This window comes from Paenibacillus sp. PvP094, from assembly GCF_040546835.1.
GTDB classification, from domain to species: domain Bacteria; phylum Bacillota; class Bacilli; order Paenibacillales; family Paenibacillaceae; genus Paenibacillus; species Paenibacillus illinoisensis.
Genome location: NZ_JBEPOM010000001.1, coordinates 573,936 through 598,340, shown reverse-complemented (window position 1 = coordinate 598,340; position 24,405 = coordinate 573,936). Strand labels below are relative to the sequence as shown.

General features: G+C 48.4%; 24 protein-coding genes. 20 read left to right on the top strand and 4 right to left on the bottom strand.

The features are described 5' to 3' along the window. Nucleotides 1-13: 13 nt before the first annotated feature. Complete coding sequence (locus ABIC22_RS02965; RefSeq protein ID WP_095360610.1) at nucleotides 14-484, bottom strand: DUF2621 domain-containing protein; 471 nt, start codon at nucleotides 482-484, stop codon at nucleotides 14-16. Between the two features lie 167 nt (nucleotides 485-651). Between ABIC22_RS02965 and ABIC22_RS02960 the strand changes: the two genes are divergently transcribed. Continuing rightward, nucleotides 652-1,779, top strand: coding sequence for a deoxyribonuclease IV (locus tag ABIC22_RS02960; protein ID WP_110821347.1), 1,128 nt, complete (start codon nucleotides 652-654; stop codon nucleotides 1,777-1,779). 22 nt (nucleotides 1,780-1,801) lie between these two features. Continuing rightward, nucleotides 1,802-2,695 (top strand): formyltetrahydrofolate deformylase, encoded by an 894-nt coding sequence (gene purU, locus ABIC22_RS02955; protein WP_127538223.1) that lies wholly within the window; start codon nucleotides 1,802-1,804, stop codon nucleotides 2,693-2,695. A 71-nt stretch (nucleotides 2,696-2,766) separates the two neighbouring features. On the opposite strand, the gene ABIC22_RS02950 is transcribed toward purU, so the two are convergent. After that, nucleotides 2,767-3,249, bottom strand: a complete 483-nt coding sequence (locus tag ABIC22_RS02950; protein ID WP_127538224.1) for a hypothetical protein — start codon at nucleotides 3,247-3,249, stop codon at nucleotides 2,767-2,769. A 422-nt stretch (nucleotides 3,250-3,671) separates the two neighbouring features. On the opposite strand from ABIC22_RS02950, the gene tkt reads away from it, so the two are divergent. From tkt to ABIC22_RS02925, 5 genes are all read left to right on the top strand, one after another. Beyond that, nucleotides 3,672-5,714 carry a transketolase gene (gene tkt / locus ABIC22_RS02945; protein WP_127538225.1) on the top strand — a complete coding sequence of 681 codons (2,043 nt, stop codon included), beginning with the start codon at nucleotides 3,672-3,674 and terminating at the stop codon, nucleotides 5,712-5,714. A gap of 145 nt (nucleotides 5,715-5,859) precedes the next feature. Further along, complete coding sequence (ppnP, locus tag ABIC22_RS02940; RefSeq protein WP_095289203.1) at nucleotides 5,860-6,177, top strand: pyrimidine/purine nucleoside phosphorylase; 318 nt, start codon at nucleotides 5,860-5,862, stop codon at nucleotides 6,175-6,177. A gap of 184 nt (nucleotides 6,178-6,361) precedes the next feature. After that, complete coding sequence (locus ABIC22_RS02935; protein WP_354478108.1) at nucleotides 6,362-7,717, top strand: glucose-6-phosphate isomerase; 1,356 nt, start codon at nucleotides 6,362-6,364, stop codon at nucleotides 7,715-7,717. A 167-nt stretch (nucleotides 7,718-7,884) separates the two neighbouring features. Further along, nucleotides 7,885-8,517, top strand: coding sequence for a YigZ family protein (locus tag ABIC22_RS02930; RefSeq protein ID WP_095289361.1), 633 nt, complete (start codon nucleotides 7,885-7,887; stop codon nucleotides 8,515-8,517). A 5-nt stretch (nucleotides 8,518-8,522) separates the two neighbouring features. Continuing rightward, on the top strand, nucleotides 8,523-9,104 hold the full coding sequence (locus ABIC22_RS02925; RefSeq protein WP_095289205.1) for a TetR/AcrR family transcriptional regulator: 582 nt from the start codon (nucleotides 8,523-8,525) through the stop codon (nucleotides 9,102-9,104). 179 nt (nucleotides 9,105-9,283) lie between these two features. Here the strand turns inward: ABIC22_RS02925 and ABIC22_RS02920 are convergent, their stop codons facing one another. Continuing rightward, entirely contained in the window at nucleotides 9,284-9,685 is a 402-nt protein-coding gene (locus tag ABIC22_RS02920) for a secondary thiamine-phosphate synthase enzyme YjbQ (protein WP_153977375.1), read from the bottom strand. A gap of 303 nt (nucleotides 9,686-9,988) precedes the next feature. Here ABIC22_RS02920 and cysT point away from each other — a divergent pair, with 303 nt between their 5' ends. The 13 genes from cysT to clpP all read left to right on the top strand — a co-directional run bounded on the left by cysT (nucleotide 9,989) and on the right by clpP (nucleotide 22,717). After that, nucleotides 9,989-10,804 carry a sulfate ABC transporter permease subunit CysT gene (cysT, locus tag ABIC22_RS02915; RefSeq protein WP_127538227.1) on the top strand — a complete coding sequence of 272 codons (816 nt, stop codon included), beginning with the start codon at nucleotides 9,989-9,991 and terminating at the stop codon, nucleotides 10,802-10,804. Next, nucleotides 10,801-11,598 (top strand): sulfate ABC transporter permease subunit, encoded by a 798-nt coding sequence (locus ABIC22_RS02910; protein WP_127538228.1) that lies wholly within the window; start codon nucleotides 10,801-10,803, stop codon nucleotides 11,596-11,598. Before cysT ends, ABIC22_RS02910 begins: the two co-directional genes overlap by 4 nt. Before the next feature lies 1 nt (nucleotide 11,599). Beyond that, entirely contained in the window at nucleotides 11,600-12,664 is a 1,065-nt protein-coding gene (locus tag ABIC22_RS02905) for a sulfate/molybdate ABC transporter ATP-binding protein (RefSeq protein ID WP_095289209.1), read from the top strand. A 26-nt stretch (nucleotides 12,665-12,690) separates the two neighbouring features. After that, the gene (locus ABIC22_RS02900) at nucleotides 12,691-13,752 is read left to right on the top strand and encodes a sulfate ABC transporter substrate-binding protein (protein ID WP_354478101.1); all 1,062 of its coding nucleotides are present in this window, start codon (nucleotides 12,691-12,693) and stop codon (nucleotides 13,750-13,752) included. Between the two features lie 184 nt (nucleotides 13,753-13,936). Further along, on the top strand, nucleotides 13,937-15,544 hold the full coding sequence (locus ABIC22_RS02895; RefSeq protein ID WP_354478098.1) for an ABC transporter substrate-binding protein: 1,608 nt from the start codon (nucleotides 13,937-13,939) through the stop codon (nucleotides 15,542-15,544). A 54-nt stretch (nucleotides 15,545-15,598) separates the two neighbouring features. After that, nucleotides 15,599-16,549, top strand: a complete 951-nt coding sequence (locus ABIC22_RS02890; protein ID WP_127538232.1) for an ABC transporter permease — start codon at nucleotides 15,599-15,601, stop codon at nucleotides 16,547-16,549. Between the two features lie 6 nt (nucleotides 16,550-16,555). Then, nucleotides 16,556-17,401, top strand: a complete 846-nt coding sequence (locus tag ABIC22_RS02885) for an ABC transporter permease (RefSeq protein WP_127538233.1) — start codon at nucleotides 16,556-16,558, stop codon at nucleotides 17,399-17,401. Nucleotides 17,402-17,662: 261 nt separating this feature from the next. Further along, the gene (locus ABIC22_RS02880; RefSeq protein ID WP_354478093.1) at nucleotides 17,663-18,688 is read left to right on the top strand and encodes an ABC transporter ATP-binding protein; all 1,026 of its coding nucleotides are present in this window, start codon (nucleotides 17,663-17,665) and stop codon (nucleotides 18,686-18,688) included. Beyond that, nucleotides 18,685-19,620 carry an ABC transporter ATP-binding protein gene (locus ABIC22_RS02875; RefSeq protein ID WP_153977383.1) on the top strand — a complete coding sequence of 312 codons (936 nt, stop codon included), beginning with the start codon at nucleotides 18,685-18,687 and terminating at the stop codon, nucleotides 19,618-19,620. The genes ABIC22_RS02880 and ABIC22_RS02875 overlap by 4 nt, the downstream gene beginning before the upstream one ends. A gap of 47 nt (nucleotides 19,621-19,667) precedes the next feature. Further along, nucleotides 19,668-20,117 carry a hypothetical protein gene (locus ABIC22_RS02870; protein ID WP_354478090.1) on the top strand — a complete coding sequence of 150 codons (450 nt, stop codon included), beginning with the start codon at nucleotides 19,668-19,670 and terminating at the stop codon, nucleotides 20,115-20,117. A 188-nt stretch (nucleotides 20,118-20,305) separates the two neighbouring features. After that, the gene (locus ABIC22_RS02865; protein ID WP_354478087.1) at nucleotides 20,306-21,088 is read left to right on the top strand and encodes an MBL fold metallo-hydrolase; all 783 of its coding nucleotides are present in this window, start codon (nucleotides 20,306-20,308) and stop codon (nucleotides 21,086-21,088) included. Nucleotides 21,089-21,245: 157 nt separating this feature from the next. Beyond that, nucleotides 21,246-22,115 (top strand): RNA polymerase sigma factor, encoded by an 870-nt coding sequence (locus ABIC22_RS02860; RefSeq protein ID WP_127538238.1) that lies wholly within the window; start codon nucleotides 21,246-21,248, stop codon nucleotides 22,113-22,115. A gap of 17 nt (nucleotides 22,116-22,132) precedes the next feature. Further along, nucleotides 22,133-22,717 carry an ATP-dependent Clp endopeptidase proteolytic subunit ClpP gene (gene clpP, locus ABIC22_RS02855; protein ID WP_127538239.1) on the top strand — a complete coding sequence of 195 codons (585 nt, stop codon included), beginning with the start codon at nucleotides 22,133-22,135 and terminating at the stop codon, nucleotides 22,715-22,717. A 147-nt stretch (nucleotides 22,718-22,864) separates the two neighbouring features. On the opposite strand, the gene ABIC22_RS02850 is transcribed toward clpP, so the two are convergent. Further along, nucleotides 22,865-24,289, bottom strand: a complete 1,425-nt coding sequence (locus tag ABIC22_RS02850; RefSeq protein ID WP_354478083.1) for an aminotransferase-like domain-containing protein — start codon at nucleotides 24,287-24,289, stop codon at nucleotides 22,865-22,867. Nucleotides 24,290-24,405: the final 116 nt, after the last annotated feature.

Below are 24,405 nucleotides of genomic sequence, written 5' to 3'. Positions count from 1 at the left end.
ATGGAAACTTCTTTTATTTATTCATCAGATGTTTATAAGGCGAGTAATCAATTTGGTTTTTCTCCAAAAATTTGACTAAAAACTTATTATCACGCTTCGGTGTGGCTATAATGTATCCTTTGATGCAGTGATCTCGAGACACCTCGGTTGCCTTGTTTTCAACAGCAATTTTACCAATCTCTGCTGCAATTGAATGTTTGGCTATATCGCGAAACGGACCGGGCACAGGCTCTACGAGTTGATCCAGAAAAGCCTTGGCCTCATCCGTCCACAAGTGGCGGCTTGTTTCGACCCAATAATTTTGCCAATCCAGTTTGGATTTGCCGTCCGCTTTTGGGAGCACTTTCAAAAACTTGCGCATCATAAAAAATCCACCGATACACATGCTGCCAAGCAAAAGAAATGTCCAGAATGCGATCGTATTCATAAACCAATTGCTGGGGGAACTGCTGACTAACGTCATAGCGTAGGAGCCGAAAATCATTGCGGAGTCACCTCGGTTCATTGATTTTCACGGAAAGACGGATTCCGCCCACCATGTTCCAAATTAGCTGTAAAAAATAGCCTGTAACCCGAATTATAGCGCATTTCTAGATTTATTTCGATAATCGCGTTAGAATAAGGGATAATTCAGAAAAAGGGGGATCAATGATGCTGAAAATCGGCTCCCACGTGTCCTTTTCGGACAAGGGATTATTGAGTGCAACGAAGGAAGCGTCCTCGTACGGTTCCAGTTCGTTTATGATATATACGGGTGCACCGCAGAATACGCGCCGCAAGCCTATTGAGTCCATGTATATCGAGGAAGGCAAGCTTGCCATGCAAGAGGGCGGGATGGAAGATATTGTTGTCCATGCGCCATACATTATTAACCTTGGTTCCTACAAAGAAAACACGTATGAACTGGCTGTAAGCTTCCTTCAGGAAGAAATTCGCCGCACGCATGCCATTGGTGTCAAAAATATTGTGCTGCATCCCGGCGCCTTTACGGATAAGGATGCTCATTATGGTATTGGACGAATTGCCGAGGGGCTTAATGAAGTGCTCGACGGTGTCAAAGAGACCGATGTAAAGATTGCTCTAGAAACAATGGCTGGAAAAGGGACCGAAATGGGTCGAAGCTTCGAAGAGATCGCACAGATCATGGAGAAGGTTACGCACAACGAACGTCTTGCTGTATGTATGGATACATGCCATATTCATGATGCAGGCTATGATATCGTGAATGATCTGGATGGTGTGCTTGAGCAGTTTGATCGCACGGTAGGGCTTGACCGCATTACCGTAATGCATATTAATGATAGTAAGAATGCTGTAGGTGCACGTAAGGACCGTCATACACCGATTGGTTCCGGCTGGATTGGTTTTGAAGCGATTAACCGTATCGTTCATCACGAGGCGCTTCAAGGACGTCCATTTATTCTGGAGACACCTTGGATCGGGAAGGAAGCCAAGACACAACGCCCAATGTACGAGGTGGAAATTGCATTGCTTCGTGGAGATGTGAGTGGCCGGTTTGGTCCGGAATTCCTGACAGAGGTGGAGCAGCTGCAGCACTTCTTCCAAGGGAAAGAGATTGACTCGCGTTCCTATATTCTTGACGTTTGGACGCTGCTCAAGAATGATGCAAAAGCCAAAAAGGCTGATCCGCGTGAACCGCTGGAGCGATTGTATGATCTGGTAGCGGAAGCAGCGTTGTTCCCGCATTTGAATGAAGAGCAACTGAATCATCGTTTGATCGCCTGGCTTGCAGGAAAAGAACTGCTGGTCACGGCTTAATTGAAGGAGGAAGAATAGCCCGATGGAGATTCATGCAAAACAAGCACGTCCTGATTCCAAAAACCGCGCCGATCGGGCGCGGATGCTTATTTCCTGTCCGGATGGTCCAGGAATTGTAGCTGCCGTATCACATTTCCTGCACCAGCATGGTGCAAACATCGTTCAGTCTGACCAGTACACCATGGACCCGGCTGGCGGCATGTTTTTCATGCGTATTGAATTCGATCTTCCGGAACTGACAGCGAGTCTCGCCAAGCTGGAAGCTGATTTTGCGGAAGTGGCGGAGCGCTTCAAGATGGAATGGTCTCTCTCTGCGGTAAGCCGCAAGAAGAAACTCGCTATCTTTGTATCCAAGGAAGATCACTGTCTGGTTGAATTGCTGTGGCAATGGCAGGCCGGAGACCTTGATGCTGATATTGCTCTCGTGGTAAGCAATCATTTGGATATGAAGGATTATGTGGAATCATTCGGCATTCCTTATCATCATATACCGGTAACGGCTGATACGAAAAAAGAAGCAGAGCAGCGCCAGCTGGACGTCATCGGTAACGATATTGATGTCATTATTCTTGCGCGTTATATGCAGATTATCTCTCCAATGTTCATCGAACATTACCGCAACCGGATTATTAATATCCACCATTCCTTCCTTCCGGCATTTGTGGGTGGCAAACCGTATGCACAGGCGTACAATCGTGGTGTTAAAATTATCGGAGCAACAGCACATTATGTGACCGAAGAACTGGACGGCGGGCCGATTATCGAGCAGGACGTTCAGCGTGTAAGCCATGGAGATGACGTGACCGAATTGAAACGGATCGGACGTACCATTGAGCGCGTTGTACTTGCACGTGCGGTGAAATGGCATGTTGAAGACCGGATTCTGGTTCACGAAAACAAAACCGTTGTATTTTAGCTTGATGCTTTAATACTGTGCAAGGTTGATTCGGGACCATATGAATCGGCCTTGATAAGAAAGGCGACTTCCTATTTGTGAGCTGAATGGGAATCGCCTTTTTGTCGTTTCCATATCCGTCCGCAGACGCCAAGGAAAATACCAAATAGAAGGTGTCCGATGATCCAAAGCGATATGGCCTTGAAATCCGTTAAGCCTGGAACTCGTACAGATAACAGAGAGAGCGGAATGTACAGCAGGGAAGAGAATGCACCGAGCAAAACGCCTTTAACCAAGGGGAAATCGGAACGTTGAATCCACCAGAAGTAGAAGAGGCCGATGATTACAGAAACAAGAAGATGAAGCGTAAATTCGAACCATTCAGGCAAAATGGGCGGAAGCCAGGGCACAAAATCAACATTCAGCAGCAGGGTATACACCTTTTCACCCGTGTAAGCCTGAACCACTTTAAGGAAAAAACCAAGAAATAAACCGGTGATGATGCCTGTTAACGTCCCTGCAATCCAGGGTAATGGATAATTTGACGACTTTGGCTGTATATGTGGTCCTGGCATGCGGCAAGCCTCCTTTCTTTCTGAGAGTAACACAGCCCTAGGGATTTCGAATCAGAAACATGAATGATACCCTATGAAAAAAACTTAGGACTGTAAAAAGTGTATGGTTTTCCGGTTAAAGGTTATACTTCATCCGATGGATTAGCGAGGCTTGCCAAGCCGGACATGGGCTTAGATGCTCTACCCAACACCTTTTATTCTGCGCCGGAATAAACCCGCCTCACCCACAAACAACCGAATTTTCCGGAACTTCTAAAAGAAGGTTATGGAAAAGCTTCACGCCAAGTGATACAATACAAAAGTGAATAAGTCAAAATGAAACATTCAAGCGGATTCACTTATTGTTATATACGGTTTGCTTGTATGATGAGAGGGATTCGCTTGCGCACCCGACTTATCTAAAGACATGAGGAGGACAAACCATGACTGACAAGAACGAAGCGATTCAAAAGGATGAGAACAACACAATCGACAACCTGTCGATTACAACTGTACGTACTCTGGCAATTGATGCAATCGAGAAAGCAAAATCGGGACACCCGGGAATGCCTATGGGCTCCGCTCCAATGGGGTACCAACTTTTTGCAAAAACGATGACACATAACCCGGACCACCCAACTTGGGTTAACCGGGACCGTTTTGTGCTGTCTGCAGGACATGGTTCCATGTTGCTGTACAGCTTGCTGCACCTGAGCGGCTACGATCTTCCTATGGAAGAATTGAAACAATTCCGCCAATGGGGAAGCAAAACTCCGGGTCACCCGGAATTCGGACATACTGCAGGTGTTGACGCTACGACTGGCCCACTGGGTCAAGGTATTGCAATGGCTGTAGGTATGGCTATGGCTGAAGCACAACTGGGCGCGACATACAACAAGGATAAATTCAACGTTATCGACCACTACACTTACGCAATCTGTGGTGACGGTGACCTCATGGAAGGCGTATCCCACGAAGCAGCTTCCCTTGCCGGACGTCTGCACCTGGGTAAACTGATCATGTTGTTCGACTCCAACGACATCACGCTTGATGGTGAGTTGAACCTGTCTTCTTCCGAAAGCATCGCAAAACGCTTCGAAGCTTATGGCTGGCAAGTGCTGCGCGTAGAAGATGGTAACGATCTGCCTGCAATCGAAAAAGCAATTCAGGAAGGACAAGCAGATACACTGCGTCCTACACTGATCGAAGTGAAAACTGTTATCGGTTATGGTAGCCCGAACAAACAAGGTAAAGGCGGCCACGGCGGTACTCACGGTTCCCCACTGGGTGCTGACGAAGCGAAACTGACCAAAGAATTTTACAAATGGGTTTACGAGGAAGATTTCCACGTACCAGCTGAAGTTCGCGATCACTTTGCTCAAGTCAAAGATCGTGGTATCTCCGCAAACAAAGCTTGGGACGAGAAATTCGCCGAGTACAAAAAAGCATTCCCTGAGCTGGCAGCTCAGTTCGAAACAGCAATCAACGGTGACCTTCCAGAAGGTTGGGACCGCGATCTGCCTAAATATGCTGCAACAGACAAAGCTCTTTCCACTCGTGTTGCTTCCGGTAACGCACTGAACGGTTTGGCGCATAACGTGCCTCATCTGACTGGTGGATCTGCTGACTTGGAAAGCTCCACAATGACACACCTGAACAACATTGCAAACTTTGCTCCAGAAGATTACTCTGGCCGCAATATCTACTTCGGTATCCGTGAATTCGGTATGGCTGGTGCAATGAACGGTATGGCACTGCACAGTGGTGTGAAAGTATTCGGTGGTACATTCTTCGTGTTCACTGACTACCTGCGTCCGGCTGTTCGTCTGGCTTCCCTGATGGGTCTGCCTGTGACATACGTCCTGACTCACGACAGTATCGCTGTTGGTGAAGATGGTCCTACACACGAACCAATTGAGCAACTCGCGTCCCTGCGTATCATTCCTAACCTGACGGTTATTCGTCCGGCTGACGGTAATGAGACATCTGCTGCATGGGCTTATGCGCTTGAGAACAAGAGCAACCCGGTTGCACTCGTACTCACTCGTCAAAACCTGCCGATCCTGGAAGGAACAGTAGAAGGTTCCCGTGAGAACGTTAAACGCGGCGCTTATGTTGTTTCCGATGCAAAAGACGGCAAAGCTGTAGCACAAATCATCGCTACAGGTTCCGAAGTGCAACTGGCTGTCAAAGCTCAAGCTGCACTGGCTGAACAAGGTATCCAAGTTCGTGTAATCAGCATGCCGAGCTGGGATCTGTTCGAGAAACAGGACAAAGCTTACAAAGAATCCGTCTTGCTTCCAGATGTAAAAGCTCGTTTGGCCATTGAAATGGCTTATCCAATGGGCTGGGAGAAATATGTTGGAGATCAAGGCGACATTCTCGGAATCAGCACATTCGGTGCTTCCGCGCCTGGCGACCGTGTTATCGAAGAGTATGGCTTCACAGTTGATAACGTGGTTAGCCGCGTAAAAGCATTGCTGTAATAGCTTGATAAATGCTGCTACGAATCGAACAAACTCATTTGTTCGGTTCGTAGCAGCAAAGTTATTTCCGGCAGAGTAAGGATGAGAATTCATCCTGATCTGTTTTGCCTTTTGTTTTCATTAACTTCAGGGGGAGCGGGTACGCATGTCACAGTTTGATCAAGTCAGTGTAGTAAAAGAGGCCAACATTTATTATGATGGCCAGGTAACCAGCAGAACGGTTATTTTGGGGGATGGCAGCAAAGTGACTCTGGGCATCATGCTCCCAGGCAGCTATGAGTTCGGTACAGATTCCCGTGAAATCATGGAGATTCTGTCCGGCGATCTGAGAGTACTGCTTCCCGGAGAAGAAGATTGGCAAGAGATTCAAGGTCAAGCTACGTTCCACGTGCCTGCCGAATCCAAATTCAAACTGGAGATACGCAGCGTTACCGACTACTGCTGCTCGTACCCGGCGGAATAATACAAGAAGGGTAGCCAAAACCCGCAATCAGCGGGTTTGGTTTACCCTTTTTGCTTCTTGAATTTGAAGTGACAAAGTTCAAGCTGCAAGCTTGTCAGCCCCGTGGATTTGAAGTATCCTTATGCTAAGTTGTTTGAATGGAAAACGGAAAAATAAGCTACCGATATCAGGAGGTTTTTAGATCATGGCAAAAAAAGTGAAGTTTGATTACAGCACTGCCTTGCAATTTGTAAACCAGCATGAAGTCGACTATTTCGCTGAACCGATTCGTCTGGCTCACGAGCAGCTCCACAACGGAACAGGAACCGGATCCGATTACCTGGGCTGGATTGACCTGCCAACCGCTTATGACAAGGAAGAATTCTCCCGCATTCAAAAAGCGGCTGCCAAAATCCAAAGTGATTCCGAAGTACTGATTGTTATCGGTATCGGTGGTTCATACCTGGGTGCACGCGCAGCGATTGAGATGCTGACACACTCTTTCTATAACAACCTGCCAAAAGATAAACGCAAAACGCCTGAAATCTATTTCGCAGGAAACAATATCAGCTCCACCTATGTAACTCATTTGCTGGATCTGGTTGAAGGCAAAGACTTCTCCGTGAACGTTATCTCCAAATCCGGTACGACAACCGAGCCAGCCATTGCTTTCCGTATCTTCCGTGCAGCACTGGAGAAAAAATACGGTAAAGAAGAAGCACGCAAACGTATCTATGCTACAACAGATAAAGAGCGCGGCGCACTGAAAAAACTGGCGAACGAAGAAGATTACGAGTCTTTCGTTATTCCGGATGATGTAGGTGGACGTTACTCGGTACTGACAGCAGTAGGCTTGCTGCCAATTGCTACAGCTGGCATTAACATCGAAGAAATGATGCAAGGTGCAGCTGACGCATCCAAAGAATACAGCAACCCGAATGTAGCTGAGAATGAAGCATATCAATATGCTGCTGTTCGTAACGCACTGTACCGCAAAGGTAAAGGAACAGAAATCCTCGTAAACTACGAGCCATCCCTGCACTTTGTATCCGAGTGGTGGAAACAGCTTTACGGAGAGAGTGAAGGTAAAGATTACAAAGGAATCTATCCTGCATCTGTTGATTTCTCCACGGACTTGCACTCCATGGGTCAATTCATCCAGGAAGGAAGCCGGAACATTTTCGAAACCGTCATTCAGGTAGCTGAAGTATCCGAGCATATTTCGATCGAAGCCGATCCGGATGATCTCGATGGTCTGAACTTCCTTGAAGGCAAAACAATGGACTTCGTCAACAAAAAAGCGTTCCAAGGCACGCTGCTTGCACATACAGATGGCCAAGTTCCAAACCTGATTGTGAATATTCCGGATATGTCTCCATATTCTTTCGGATATCTGGTATACTTCTTTGAAAAAGCATGCGGCATCAGCGGATATCTGCTGGGCGTCAACCCGTTTGACCAACCAGGAGTAGAAGCTTACAAGAAAAATATGTTCGCATTGCTGGGCAAACCAGGCTTTGAAGAAGAGAAAGCAGCGCTTGAAGCGAGACTTTCTGAATAATTCATGGTTTGACTCATATAGTTAAATAAGGCATGTGTAATGACACCCGGGTTTCATTGTGAGGTAAAATGCAGTGATCCCGGATGTTTAAACCAAGGCAGTTCATCCGCGTCCGCGCGGGGAACTGCTTTCTTGTAAAATGGATTAAATCAGAAAGTTGGATTGAAATGCTTGAACGTTATCGCACGGTCCGAGGACCGGGCAATCTGGAAATTGTCATCAAGAAGTCGCGTTTCATCGGTCATATTATGCCAGTTACAACGGAAGAAGAGGCAGTTGCTTTTATTGATGAAATCAAGAAGAAACACTGGAATGCCACTCATAACTGTTCCGCTTACATGATAGGGGAAAGAGATGAGATCCAGAAGCAATCCGATGACGGGGAACCAAGCGGAACTGCTGGGAAACCCATTCTTGAAGTCATCAAAAATCAGCAACTGAAAAATGTGGCTATTGTGGTTACACGGTATTTTGGGGGAATCATGCTTGGGGCTGGCGGTTTAATCCGTGCATATACGGATGGCGCTGTAGCAGCTATTGAAGCTGGAGAGGCCATAACCAAAGTGCTTCATCGTGAAGTGTTTGTGGAACTGGATTATACGTGGCTGGGAAAAGTGGAAAATGAATTAAGAAGCCGGGAAGTCCGTACGGGTGAAACTGGATTCACCGATAAGGTTACGTTGACTTGTCTTCCGCCGGATAGTGAAACCGAGGCATTTATCGCCTGGATCACGGATTTGACGCAAGGGCAATCCCGGATCACGGAGGGACAGCGGCTTTATTTTATTGAAGGGGAATAAAATATATGGCTAGAAGAGCAGTCGAACAAGAGTTGTCGAGGGAGCGGATCCTGGAGGCGGCGAGACATCTTTTTATTACCAAAGGATACCGCGCCATTTCGATGCGAAGCATCGGCCAGCATCTGGGCTATAGTCATGGGTCGCTGTATTATCATTTCAAGGAAAAGGCAGAATTGTTCTATGCCATTGTGGTAGAAGATTTCAATCATCTGGGACATTTGCTGCTGCAAGCCATGGTCAGGCCAGTCGTGGGCGGTATGAGCAAGGTAGAGCATATCATGCTCGAATTCATTCGTTTTGGTCTGGAGAATCCGTATCAATACGAGATTATGTTCATGATTCGGGATGAGGAGCTGTTATCCTATTGTCGTACGGAGCAGGGAAGATGCTTCGAATTGTTTGCTTCCATTGTCAGGCAGTACATGAACGAGGAAGGCTGTACGGATGAGGATATCCAATGTGTGCCGCGCACACTGTTTTTGTCCATGCACGGATTTATATCGTATTATATTCAGGATCGTGTAACGTTTGCTGAGATTGAATCATCGGCATTATCTCATGTCAAAGTACTGTGCCGCAATCTATAACACCAGCCTGGCGTCCTATAAAAGGCGCTATTGTCGCACTCCTATACTTCAGGGCGGTGAATTGTCATAACATTAATTCTTTATAACGTTGTCTCGCGAAAGTTTTCTAGCGCGAAAGACCAAGACAGGCGGATCGTAGCCCTAAATCAGGGTTGTCCGCCTGTTTGCGTTTGGCTGAATTAGCCTTCCATGATCTTGATAAAATATTCCCGCTCACGAGGGCCGTCGAATTCGCTGAAATAAATCCCCTGCCATCTGCCGAGTAATAATCGGCCTTCATGAATAATTACCGTTTGAGATGGACCGGTTGTGATTGATTTCAGGTGGGAAGCGGTATTCCCCTCAGCATGTCGATATTGGGGATGTTCCCAAGGATACACCTCGTCCAGACGAAGCAGCACATCATGTTTAACATCCGGGTCGGCATTTTCATTAATGGCAATACCTGCTGTGGTATGGGGACAATAGACAAGTACAGTTCCGTTTTGTACACCGCTATTACGGACAACCTGCTCTACTTCTCTTGTAATATCCTTGATTTCATCCCGTCTGGAAGTCGATATTTTTTTCGTATATAACATCTGGCAGCACTCCTTATCCTCGTAAATTCTCTTCTAGATTGTACCTTAACCACTCCAATTCAAACAAACCACAATTCACGGGCAAAATGGTTAACAAATCATCTGCTAATCGCCCAAATGATATACAATAAAAACATTGACGGTTAGCACTGCAAACTGGTAAAGTATCAGATAAGCAAAAAAACCAAGTAGACTAATGGGAATAATGTTAAAGTGATATAATCCAACTTAGAAAAATGAATGTACCAAAGCAGGGAGACTGCCGACCGGATATGGAGCCGGAGGCTGGGAGGGAATGCAGCAATGAACACCGTTCTTCGTCACAAGGGATGGACTTGGGGATTCCGCAGTACTGTATTGCTATATTTTATTGTACTCATCGTGCTTCCGATTATTGGTGTGTACGTCAATTCCTTCTCTGAAGGATGGAGCAATTTCGCCGAGAGCATCATGGATCCAATCGCGTGGAAAGCCGTATTGCTGACCGTTCGACTGGCTGTTGTCGCCACACTAATTAACGTGGTACTGGGTACCATGATTGCCTGGGTACTCACGCGTTATCGTTTCTTTGGGAGATCGTTTCTCAACAGTCTCGTAGATCTGCCCTTTGCACTTCCTACTGCAGTTGGTGGATTAATGATTATGCTGCTGCTTGGACCGGTCAGTGCTGTAGGCAAGCTGGCTGAAACCATGGGAATTGAAATCGTGTTTCATCAGCCTGCGATCGTCATTGCGATGACCTTTGTTACGTTTCCATTCGTGATTCGTGCGGTGCAGCCGCTGCTGGAGGAGATCGACCCTTCGGAGGAAGAGGCCTCCTATACCATGGGTGCATCGAAAGCGCGTACGTTCAGGCAGGTCATTCTGCCTTCTATGGCTCCAGGCATGATTAGCGGTGGTATGCTTGCTTTCTCCAGAGCACTTGCAGAGTTTGGAGCAGTTGTGCTGGTGGCGGGTAACATCCCGGGCAGAACACTGACGGCTTCCGTATTTATTTACGGCGAGATTGAAAGTGACAATCCTACGGGTGCAGCTGCTGTATCCGTGCTGCTCCTCACGCTCTCTTTCCTGATCCTCTGGCTGATTAATCTGGTGCAGATGCGGGGGAGAAGACGATGAGACGGCTATTAATCGGACTGACATTTGCGGTATTTATTGTGCTTCTGATAATTCCTTTGGGACGCATTTTGCTAGGAGCATTTGAAGACGGTGCAGGAGGCTTCCTGGATGGGCTGATGCGCCCTGAGGCGCTGCATGCCTTGATGATGACCGGACTTGTGGTTCTGGTCGTCACGCTGTTAAATACATTGTTTGGCATTATGATGGCCATTTACCTCGTTCGCGCCGGATGGCTTAGTGATCGCATCAAAGGATTGCTGAACAGCATTGTAGACCTGCCTTATGCGGTGTCCCCCGTCATTGGCGGATTGATGATTGTATTGCTGCTCGGGCCGAACAGCATTATGGGTGGCTTTTTTGAAGGAATCGGCTTCAATGTAGTCTACGCCTTCCCGGGTATGGTCATTGCAACGCTGTTTGTCACATTCCCGCTGATGGTCAGGGAGGTCATGCCGGTCCTGCAGGAACTCGGTTCGCAGCAGGAAGAGGCGGCTTCAACGCTTGGCGCGTATGGGTGGAGAACGTTCTGGAGTGTCACCTGGCCTTCCATCCGCTGGGCTGTCGTATACGGGCTTGTACTTACCGTTGCACGATCGCTTGGAGAGTTCGGTGCAGTGCTGGTGGTGTCGGGCAATATTATGAACAAAACGCAGACGGCAACAACGCTTGTTTATCAGGATGTTGAGAATTTTAATGTCTCTGCCGCAAATGGTGTGGCATTGGTACTGGTTACCTTCTCCGTTGGGCTGCTGCTCATGATGGAATGGGCCAAGAAGCGAAAGGAAGTGCATTGATATGCATGTGGAAGTCCGTGATCTGAACAAACATTTCGGTCAATTTCATGCGGTAAAAGATGTCTCGTTCGATATTGCCAAAGGCCATCTGATCGGTCTGCTAGGGCCCAGTGGAGGAGGCAAAACGTCTATTCTGCGCATGCTCGCCGGTCTGGAAAACCCGGACTCCGGAGAGATTCGCTTTCACGGCAAGGTTGTGAATCATCTGCCTCCGCAGGAGCGGGGAATCGGGTTCGTTTTTCAGAACTATGCCTTGTTTAAACACATGACGGTTTTTGATAATATCGCTTTTGGACTTAAGGTCAAAAAGACACCCAAAGCACAGATTCGCGATCGGGTCATGGAACTTGTTGAGCTGACCGGGCTAAAAGGTTTTGAACAGCGTTATCCGCATCAACTGTCCGGTGGACAGCGTCAGCGTGTCGCATTTGCCAGAGCTTTGGCTCCTGAGCCGCAGCTGCTGCTGCTGGATGAGCCTTTTGCCGCCATCGATGCCAAGATTCGCCAAGAGCTGCGTTCATGGTTGAGAGAGCTGATTGAGCGTGTCGGCATTACCTCGATATTTGTAACACATGACCAGGATGAAGCGATCGAAGTTGCAGATGAGATCATGATTATCAGCCAAGGCCGTTTAGAGCAAAAAGGCACACCGTGGGATATCTACAAAAATCCGCAGACTCCATTTGTGGCAACCTTTATTGGTGAATCTACCGTTGTGGAGGATGCCTCGCAGCTTAAAGGCTTCGAACATGCGGTAGAAGGAGATCATACGCGTGCCTTAATCAGACCTGAGTATATCGAGATTGGTCTGAAAAACGAATTCTCCATGCTGTCAGCTACAGAAAAGGGCACGGTGAAGCATCTTCACTTCCGCGGTAGTGAGTGGATGGTGGAAGTCGAGGTACAGGGCCACAAGCTGATCACCTATCGTTCACTTGAGAAAACGACACTGGAGATTGGTCAACAGATTCGTGTGCTTGTACACCGGGCTTATCTGTTTAATGATACGGATAGCTGGGTTGTCGAGAATCGTTTGAAGGAAGATCCAATGCCGGTCATGATCTAAAATGCACTCGAAAGAGAGGCTGCCCCATGCAGACGATGAAGAAGAAAAGAACCCCCTTATACGCTGCCCTTATGCTTCTGCTCGTCTGCATGACCGTAGGCTGCAGCAATCAGGAAGCGGAAGGCGAACAGAACGAACCCTCTGCAGCTGAACAATCCAATACGCTTGTCATTGGTGCATACAGTGTAGCCAAGGATGCTGTCGGAGAGCTGCTGCCCAAGTTCAAGGAGGAATGGAAAGCAAAAACCGGACAGACGGTCAATTTCCAGGAGTCCTATGAAGCCTCAGGTACCCAAGCAAGGGCCATTGTTGGCGGATTCGAGGCCGATGTGGCACTGCTCGCCATGGAAAGTGACATCGATAAACTGGTCAAAGCCGACCTCGTGACCTCCGATTGGAAACAAACGCCGAATGATGGCATGATTACACGTTCGATTGTTGTTCTTGGAACAAGGGATGGCAATCCACTTGGAATTCGTGATTTTGAGGATTTGACCAAGCCGGGAGTGAAGGTGCTGTACCCCAATCCCAAAACGTCAGGCGGAGCCCAGTGGGATATCAATGCTATCTACGGGGCTGGGCTGAAGATGTCGGAAGAAAAGGGCCAGAAGGACCCTGCCGCTGCCAAAGCGTTTCTGGAGAAGGTGCATGAAAATGTCGAGTCGCTGGATAAGAGCGGCCGATCTTCCATGGCAGCCTTTGAATATGGCGTCGGCGATGTCATCGTGACTTATGAGAATGAATTGCTTGCCCGAATAGCCCAGGGTGTTAAATACGATATCGTTGTACCGAAAAATACCATTCTGATTGAAAATCCGGCGGTAGTGGTGGATAAATATGCGGATAAACATGGGAATCGGGAGTTGGCAGAGGCCTTTGTGGACTACCTGCGAACTCCGGAGGCTCAGCGGATATTTGCCAAGCATGGTTTTCGTTCGGTAGATCCGAATGTATTTGCCGAGACTGAATCCTCGTTTCCAACACCTGAAGGTCTGTTTGATATCCATTACCTTGGTGGCTGGGACGAAGTACGCAGTACGCTATATTCCAAACGCGGAGTCTGGTATCAGGTACTGGCAGGACTATAAAAGAACTACAAACAAAGACCTTCGATTTGCTGGAGTCAGCGAATTGGAGGTTTTTTGCATTGTTGGACAATAAAGCGATTTAAATAAAATCCGATAGGTTAAGTTGGAAAAAGTCATTGCTTTTTGTCGAATCCTTGCTATACTAGCTAACAGAAGATAAATTACAGCGAGGGGAAATATCATAATGAAATCTAAAAAAATGTGGCTGTCATTGATGCTGGTTCTGGTTGTTGCAATCATGAGTGCATGCGGCAGCAGTGGTGATGGAGCAAATACTTCTTCTAATAACGAGGGAAGTACTGCTTCGACGGATAATGGACAGCCGAAGGATGGCGGAAGCATTATTATTGCAGTACAGGATGATCCCAAAGTGATGAATCCGATCTACGCGGGAGACCGTGTAACGTTGACGATTGACCAGTCCTTATATGCTCCACTATTTAACGTGAATGATGGCAAAAAGACATATGTGCTCGCCGAAAGCGACAGCTTCTCGGATGATCACCTGACGTATACATTGAAGCTTAAGGATGGACTGAAATGGCATGACGGACAGCCGCTGACGGCGGATGATATCGTGTTTACCATGGACAGCATTCTCGATGAGAAGCAGCATAGCTCGTCTCGCAGCCAATATGTTTTTGATGGCAAACCGGTGAAAGTAACGAAAGTGGACGATCTCACCGTGGAATTCCAACTGCCGGAAGTATCAGCAGCTTTTGAAGGCGCACTGGTTTCCTTCTCCCCAATCCCGAAACACATTTTTGAAGGCGAAGCGGATATTGAGAAAAGCGACAAAAACAACAACCCGATTGGTTCCGGTCCGTTCAAATTCAAGGAATACCGCCCAGGTGAATATGTGACACTGGAACGTTTTGACGATTACTTTGCAGGCAAAGCTCACTTGGATAGCGTGACTTACCGTGTAGCCAAAGACCCGAATGCAGCGAACCTGGCTCTGCAAAATGGCGAGATTCAAATGCGTATGGTCGATACACAGGATTACAACAAATTGAATGATACAGGCAAATTCAACATGCTGACTTATCCGGAAGGCCGCCTGCAGTACATGGTGTTCAACCTGAACGTACCTTCCATGCAAAAGAAAGAAGTGCGTCAAGCGATTGCTTATGCTTTGGATAAAAATGAATTGATCACAGCTTCGTATTCCTCGGCTGATTTTGCTGAACCGGCTGCGTCAATTTTGACACCGGACACGCTGTATCAAACCGACGATGTGGAGAAGTATGACTACAACCTCGAGAAAGCCAAGCAGCTGCTGGCCGATGCAGGCGTAAGCAATCTGAAATTGCGCCTGGCTTACACAAATACAAACAAACCACAAACAAGCCAAGCCTTGTACATTCAGCAAAAGCTGAAAGATGTGGGTATTGAAGTGGAATTGCTGCCGATGGACGGAACAGCTTACGGTAACCGTACGTTGGATATGAACAATACAGACTTTGAACTGTCCTTTGGCGGATACATCATGGGTTATGAGCCGGATGCTTACAAATCCCTCTTCCTGAGCGATGCAGCATATAACTACTCCCACTACAAAAACGCTGATTTCGACAAGCTGTGGAGTGATGCAGCGGTTGAGATTGATGAAGCAAAACGTGGAGAGCTGTACAAACAAATTCAACAAACCGTAGCAAACGAAATGACCGTGTATCCAATTGCATACACAAAAGCTGTGGTAGCAGTGGACAATACGTACGGCGGTGTTGAGGATGCCAATCCGAAACCGGTAGTTATGCTGGAAGACCTGTCCAAAATCTATAAAAAATAAGTAACAAGCCAATAACGCCGGCCGCGAGGCCGGCGTTGATTCGGAGGTGCCCGTGTGAATAACTATATTGTCCGAAGGATCGTACAGGCGATCCCGCTTTTGTTTGTTATCTCCATCGTTTCCTTTACCTTGATCAAGCTGGCGCCGGGCGATCCGGTGCTTTCCTTTGTTACTCCCAATATGGGAGCAGAGGATGTGGAACGTATTCGGCAAAATCTTGGACTGGACCAGCCCATGTATGTGCAATACGTGGTGTGGCTCAAAAATGTTCTGACAGGTGACCTCGGCTATTCACTGGTCAATCACCGCCCGGTTGCCGAATTAATTGTTGAACGTCTTCCCGCTACGTTTGGATTGATGGGAGCGTCGCTATTATTATCATTACTTATTTCGATTCCGCTGAGCATGATTGCGGGTTCGCGCCAGAACAGTTTGTTTGATCGTGGTCTCAGTCTTCTTTCCTACATTGGAATTTCCATTCCGAGCTTCTGGTTCGGCATGATGCTGATTTATTTCTTCGCCGTACAGCTTCACTGGCTGCCCAGCATGGGCATGCGGACCGTCGGAGTCGATTCGGCGTGGGATATTATCAAACACGGTATTCTGCCATGTACCGTACTGACCTTTATGAATGTGTCGGTGTACATGCGTTATATTCGCTCAAATACGATCAGTCAGCTGGAAGAGGACTACGTTCAGATTCAGTATGCTTATGGAGCTACCCGAGGGACGGTACTGCTTCGCCATGTGCTCAAAAATGTACTGCTTCCGGTCATTACCATTCTCGGGATGTCTTTGCCGGAGCTGATTGCCGGAGCGTTTATTACGGAATCTGTATTCTCGTGGCCAGGGATGGGTTCACTGGGAATCTCAGCCGTGCATGGTCTGGATTATCCGATTATTATGGGCATTACGATGATTTCCTCTGTGCTGCTGGTGGTCGGTAACCTGGTAGCCGATATTCTATATGGCGTGGTAGATCCACGAATTAAGACAACGGGGTGAGACAACATGAATTCAATGCGCTGGCGTAACTTACGGACGCAGTTCAGGCATCAGAAACTGGGCATTGCGGCTGTCATTATATTGGGCATATTTGTGCTCGCATCCCTGTTTGCGTTTTTATCCCCGCATGATCCCAATGAGATCGTGGTCATGGAGCGATTGCAGCAGCCGAGTGCGGATCACTGGTTCGGGACGGATGATTATGGACGAGATTATTTGGCTCGTGCGCTGTACGGAGGCCGTGTTTCTCTTGCGGTAGGTTTCTTGTCTATGGCCATCGCAGTTATTGTCGGTACACTCGTCGGCACGGTGAGTGGTTATTTTGGAGGCTGGGTGGATAACACGTTGATGCGTATTGTGGACGTACTGATGTCCATTCCGTCATTCTTCCTAATGTTGATCCTGAACGCATACCTCAAACCGGGAATTGGCACGATTATCGTCATTATTGGGGTGTTAAGCTGGATGAACATTGCCCGGATTGTGAGGGCGGAAGCCATGTCGGTGAAGCAGCGGGAGTATGTTCTGTATGCGCGGGTATCGGGGCAGAAGCCCTTCCGCATCATTATGAAACACATCATCCCCAACATTATGCCGACCATTATCGTAGCCGCAACCATTAATATTGCTGGAGCTATTCTTATGGAATCGTCCCTGAGCTTTCTCGGCTTGGGAGTCAAACAGCCGAATTCCTCCTGGGGCAGCATGCTGAATGATGCACAGGGCTTCATCAGTGAAGCGCCGTATATGGCCATTTTCCCTGGATTATTCATTTTGCTGACAGTACTATCCTTCAACTTTCTGGGTGATGTATTCCGTGTAGCCTTTGAACCTAAAGCAAACAAAAAATAGATAATATTAACAAAATATAGGTTAACTAAGCATTTTACACGAGAACGGAGAAGACAGAAATAACCTGAAGAAACGAAGTGTTCGCCTAGAAGCTTTCCGAAGGAAAGCTACACCGGAAGCATACGCTATCACTGGATTTTCCCTTTTCGAGAAGGGGACCAAAAAAATCTGGGGATAACAGCGATCGGAAGGTTGTTCTGTCTTAGGAGTGGTTAGTGTAATATTCTTTGGTTGAACTTACACAGCGGGGTGAATACAACAATGACAGATTTATTATCGGTCAAAGAACTGAAAACGTCCTTTGCCACCCGTGAAGGAGAGGTGCAATCCGTACGGGGGGTAAGCTTTACCCTAAATGAGGGCGAAGTAGTTGGACTCGTTGGTGAATCGGGCAGCGGCAAAAGTGTAACAGCCCGTTCACTGATCAGGCTCATCCAGTCGCCGGGGCGGATTACGGATGGACAGATTTTGTTTCGAGGAGAAGATCTGCTGAACAAATCGGACAGTGAGATGCGCAAAATTCGGGGCAACCGGATCTCCATGATATTTCAGGATCCGATGACCTCGCTTAATCCTGTAGTCCGTGTGGGCAAACAGATGATTGAAGTTATTCGCCGTCACCGGAAAATGGACAAGTCCGCGGCTCGCAAGGAAGCCATCGAGCTGCTGCGCCAGGTAGGTATTCCTTCACCAGAGGAACGCATCGACCAATATCCGCATGAATTCAGCGGCGGGATGCGCCAACGTGTGATGATTGCCATGGCTTTATCCTGCAAGCCCGAGCTGCTCATTGCCGATGAACCAACGACGGCACTTGATGTGACGATCCAGGCGCAAATTTTGCAGCTGATGCAGGAGCTGAAGGAATCCACACAGACATCTATTTTAATGATTACGCATGACCTTGGTGTCGTCGCGCAGGTCTGTACACGAGTGATCGTGATGTATGGTGGATTGATTATGGAAGAAGGGCCGGTGGAACGCATATTTGCCCATCCCCAGCACCCCTATACGCAGGGACTGCTACGTTCCATTCCGAAGCCGGGTGAAGAAGGGGGGCGACAACGGCTCGCCACGATTGAAGGCACACCGCCGAACCTGCTGCACCCGCCAACGGGATGTCCGTTTATGGAACGTTGTCCACATGCGATGGAAGTCTGCAAGCAGATGCCTGAGTATACTGAAACAGCACCGGGCCATCGCGCATTATGTTGGCTGCTGAATGACGAAGCTCGAGACCAACACCAGGCACAACTCGGAACACGTACAGAGGAGGTGGAGAAATGAGTGCAATAACAGATCAGCGTGAAGTGCTGCTGGACGTGCGTGGACTGAAAAAATATTTCCCCGTGCGTGGAAGAAACAAGGGCCAGGAAGTCGTTAAGGCTGTCGATAACGTTAGCTTCCATATTCATAAGGGGGAGACGTTCGGACTCGTGGGTGAGTCCGGCTGCGGCAAATCAACAACTGGACGCAGCATCGTAAGACTCTACGATGTGACGGATGGAAGTATTCTGTTTGGCGGACAGGACGTTGCCAAGATGAATGAGAGACAGCTGAAGCCGTTTCGCAAGCGGATGCAGACGATTTTTCAGGACCCGTATTCTTCCCTGAATCCAGGCATGAATGTCTTGCAGATCATCAGTGAACCAATGGAGATTCATAACTATGGTTCGAAAGCAGAAATGAAGGGGAGAGCGTATGACCTGATGAACCGCGTAGGCTTGAAGCCGGAACATGCCGAACGTTATCCGCATGAGTTCAGCGGTGGACAACGTCAGCGGATCAGCATTGCTCGGGCTCTGTCGGTCAATCCGGAGTTTATACTGTGTGATGAGCCGTTGTCTGCGCTGGATGTATCCGTTCAGGCACAGGTGGTCAACATGCTTGAAGACCTGCAGGCAGAGATGGGTCTGACCTATTTGTTCATTGCGCATGACTTGTCGATGGTACGTCACATCTCCAACCGGATCGGGGTAATGTACCGAGGGAAATTGGTTGAGGTGGCTCCAACCGAAGAATTGTACCGCAATCCGGTACATCCGTATACCCAAGCCTTGTTGGCCGCAATACCCGTTCCGGATCCAAGCGTTCGCAACGAGATGCCACCCATCTATAGCGGGGACACGGACCCATCAGCACGTCGCGGGGATGAAGAACCAGAATGGATGGAAGTGTCGCCGGGACACTTTGTATCCGGATATCGGGACAGGATATAATTGGGTTATAATTCTAGCATCCGAATGGATAAACAGGAAGGTGAGAGATGATGAGTACAGAGATCAAATTATCCCAAAGTACGGCCATTCGCCTGGAACAGGCCCGTGGCAAAGGCATGCCTGAGGACCAAATACTACAGGCTATCAAGGCCAAGGACGTGGCTGCTTTTGATGCGGTTTCCGAAGAGCACTACAGGTATGATGACTTTATCTCGTATGCAGATGAGCATGGTGAAAATTTGGTGGCAGCCGTTCAAGAGGGCTACCGGATGACATTTAATACCCGGGGCGGTCTGGGTATCTGGATCGAGAAGGCATTTGGTTTGCAGCCGGAGCGTGATTTCACGGTTGGTGAGGGCGTAGTAACCGGTCTGAAGTTGAAGCCGGAGCAGGCAGAAGTGATGGCGAAGCGCCTTGCATCAAATTGGGTCATTACGGATTCGAGAGATGTGCCCGAGGGTCAGGAATTGACCTTGAAATTGCGTGCCTTGGTCTAGGCGACAAGGGGACAAGTAGAAGTTACATACGCTGACTACATGTAGTCAGAGAACTGGCTTTCCCTAGTGCAGGATTAGAACTGCATAGGGAGAGCTTTTTTTTTGCAAAAGCAGGGGGCAAGGATATACAATTTAGGAAACAGAACTTCTTATAAAGTACAGCATCGGTTAGAGAGGGGATCACGGTATTGAATCAGCTAACATTTCTGGGAACCGGGGATGCCATGGGCGTACCGCGTGTATACTGTGATTGCGCAGTCTGCACGGAGGCCCGCCTGACCGGGATCAACCAGCGTAAACGTTCTTCTGTTCTGATCCATTCAGATGGCGCAGCCGAACCGTTTATGATTGACTGCGGACCAGACTGGAGATCACAGATGGAGGATCAGGGATTGCGTATGGTTCATACATTATTGGTGACACATGCGCATTTTGACCATATTGGAGGTTTGCCGGAATGGGCGGATGCCTGCCGCTGGCTGGGGGTTAAGGGCAGCTTGTACGCACCGCGCGAAGTAATCACAACCATTCAGGGGCAATTTCCTTGGCTAAGCCGGCACATGAACTTTCTGGAAACGGATGATGATATCCAGCTTGGCGGTTGGAACGTGCACTCTTGGAAGGTCTGCCATGGTAAAAACGGTTATTCCTACGCGTATCGGCTTGAGCGGGAAGGGTACAGCTGGGCGTATTGTTCGGATGCCATCGATCTGAAGGAAGCAGAGAAGAAGCCGCTGCACGGGCTGGATCTGCTGGTGCTCGGAACGAGCTTTGTCCATGAGCTTGCGGAATTCTCCACACGTTCCGTATACGATATGCGTGAGGCGCAGGAACTGCTGCGGGAACTGAAACCGGGGCGCACCTATTTTACCCATATGTCTCATGACGTGGATGTACAGCAAAACTACGGTTTGAATCCAGGTATTACGCTGGCAGCTACAGGCATGAAGGTACCTTTGGGCAGCGTTTAAGTTAGAACCTAGTTGGCATATAAAAAAATAAATACAGAAGAGCGTATCCTTTACCGGAGGTTCTTCGTTTACATAGTGTAAGACCATAAGAGCAAGTCATCGAAAAGCATGACATGAAGCAAGATCAATCAGGAACCAACAAAGGGGGGCCCCAAACATGGCCTTTGTGAAGTCCGTGGATTGCAGAATCAACAGACCACATGATCATCGTAACCCATTCAAACCATATACCCAGACTGGTCATCAAGCTGAATACAGCGTGGGACAGATGATGGAAAGTATGCTGCCAGATCTGATGAGCAGTCTCTACGCATATTGTCTGTCTCTGACTGGTTCAACCTGGGAGGCCGAGGATCTGGTTCAGGATACCTGCGTGAAAATGCTGGCTTCTTCGGCTATGCAGTCCTGTGGTACAAAGCAAGAGATGAACTGGGAAGCCTATCTGATCCGGATTGCGCGCAACACATGGATTGACGTCATACGGAAGCGAGAGAAGCTCGCTTGTAAATTGGATAGCCTAAAACCATTTATGCAAGAATGTGCGGAAGAGGAGCGATTCGAAGAGATCGAGTCTGCTGTTCAGATCCTTGTCCATGAGCTGCCGCCATGGCAGCGAGCGATATATGTATTACGTGACTTAATGGGTTACACGACGGCAGAGACTGCGGAGATGCTGGATACATCGGAAGGAGCGGTCAAAGCCGCGCTGAATCGCGCCAGATCTGCTCTGGAACGCGTCAGACGAAGCCGCCTGGAAACAGAAGGCGAAGAAGCGAGTGGCGCAGATGAAGATTCAGTGAGCGCAGAGCAGCTGCGAAGCTATTTGATGGCTTTTCGCAGTGGAGATGCGGCGCGTCTGATTGATCTGTGCCTGAACCGTACGGATGATCCGGTGGCCGTGGCAGGAACGATTCTGCAGCAGTCTTTGCCGTCTTCATCAACGCAGCCAATGATGTGTGGGTATTCCAATTCCGGCATGACTTCAATGATGTATGGAGGAGGATACACCGGGCTTATGGTTGCGTAAACCGGGAGGCGACAGGCATGAACCATGTACCTTATGTAGTTGAACAGACAACCCGCGGTGAGCGGAGCTATGATATTTATTCACGTTTGCTGAAAGATCGAATCATTATGGTGTCCGGGGAGATTGAGGATCAGATGGCAAATGCCATTGTGGCCCAGCTTCTGTTTCTGACCGCAGAGGACCCCGAAAAGGATATCCAGATGTACATCAACAGTCCGGGTGGATCTGTTACAGCCGGATTTTCAATCTATGACACGATGCAATTTGTGAAGCCGGATATTTCAACGATCTGCACTGGCATGGCCGCGAGTTTCGGTACGATTCTGCTGGTAGGGGGAACCAAAGGAAAACGGCTCGCTCTGCCGAACAGTGAGATTATGATCCATCAACCCCATGGGGGTACGCGCGGGCAGGCATCGGATATGCTGATTCATGCCAATCGGATCATTCAGCACCGTCAGCGGCTCAACGAGCTGTTAGCGAACCATACAGGGCAACCGCTGGAGCGCATTGAGAAAGATTCGGATCGCGATTATTTCCTGACCGCAGCGGAAGCGGTGGAATATGGCCTGGTGGATAAAGTAATATCCAGAACGGATTAAGCAAGTAGCCGTACAATTTACACCTTAAAATATCTAAAGAGCCTGGAAGGTCATATGATCTTCCGGGCTCTTCTCTTTGATTCATTTTCTGTAATTCCACTGTAATTCCATTGTGGATGTCAGTTAATCAGTGGAAACATACGGGAGCTAATTCATCCTTTTAACAAGTTCCATGAGTCGGTTCATCCCTTCGCGAATCTGCTGTTCGTGTGTATAGGAGAAGGACAAACGCAGCTTGCGACTGGCAGAAGCATCAGAAGGATCAAATACTGTTCCGGGGACAAAGGCGACGGAATGTTCCATGCACTGGTGAAGCAACCGTCCTGTATCGATGCCTTCCGGAAGCTCCGCCCAGATGTTGAGTCCGCCCTCAGGCCGGGTCCAATTCCAATCTGTTTCTTGCAGACATTTTTCCATGACTTCCATCCGTAATTGTATGGCAGTGCGCAGCTTCGACAGGTGCTGATGCATGCGCGGAGATTGAAAGTAACGGAGAAACAGCTTCTGGTTCAGAAGGGGAGTTCCGTTATCAGCCAATGCTTTCACCGCCTGCAGTCCTGGCATAAACCGGGGACGGCACATTATTGCCGCAATACGCAGACCCGGCGCGACATATTTGCTGTAGCTGCGAATGTAGAGCGTATGTCCTGTCGTATCGTACGTAAAAATTGGCACAGGAGGCTTCTCCTTAAAATAAATATCGTACGTGCTGTCATCTTCAACGAGAAAACATCCATATTGTTCGGCAAGTTCGGGAAGCTGTTTCCGCTGTTCGGTTGGGATATTCATGCCGGTCGGATTCTGAAAGGTTGGCGTCATGTAAAATACGCGGGGCTTCTCCGTCTTCATCAGATGCTCAATCTGTTCCAGATCATAACCCGCCGGGTGTATATCCGTGAAGATCAGGCGTGCACCCTGTTTGCGGAAAATTTCCATGGCAGGGCCGTAGGTCGGCCTTTCCATCAGGACACGGTCCCCCGGTCTGACCAGACTTCGGGAGATCAGATCAATGGCCTGCTGCGCTCCTGTGGTAATAAGTACTTCTTCTGTTGAGATATAAAATCGTTCTTTCAGTGTCAGATGGCTTGCCAGCGCACTACGCAGCTCCACATCACCCTGAATGGTTGAATATGTGCCGAGCAGCCGGGGATACTGATCCAGCAAATCCCGCATGAGTTCCCCCCAGTAACGGTTGGGCAGCAGGGCGGGATCAATCAGTGACTTGGAAAATTGATATTCCGCTTCAAGAGATTGCACGCGCGCGAGTGAGTCCCAGTGTAGCCAGGCAGATACAGCAGGGTCATCTGCCTGGTCCGCTACAGGCGAAGGATCAGCAGGGCTGACATAATAACCGGACTTGTCCTTAACGTACACATTTCCGCGTTCCTTCAGTTCCTGATAGGCTTTGAACACCGTAAGCCGATGTACACCGAGCTGCTCGGACAGGCTTCGCACCGAAGGGAGCTTTTCATGTTCGGCCCACTCTCCCGCCTCAATACGCACCACGAGATAATGAACCACCTGTTCATATAGTTTAAGGCTGTTATCTGTCATCAACATGGCTTTGCCCACCCGACTCACGCTCCTTTTGGACTCTATTGTAACAGGAAATGAGCGGATTCTGTTCTGTTTTCGTCATTCTGTTCTGTAGACAGTGCTATATGATGGAGAACAGATAAAGGAGGGGC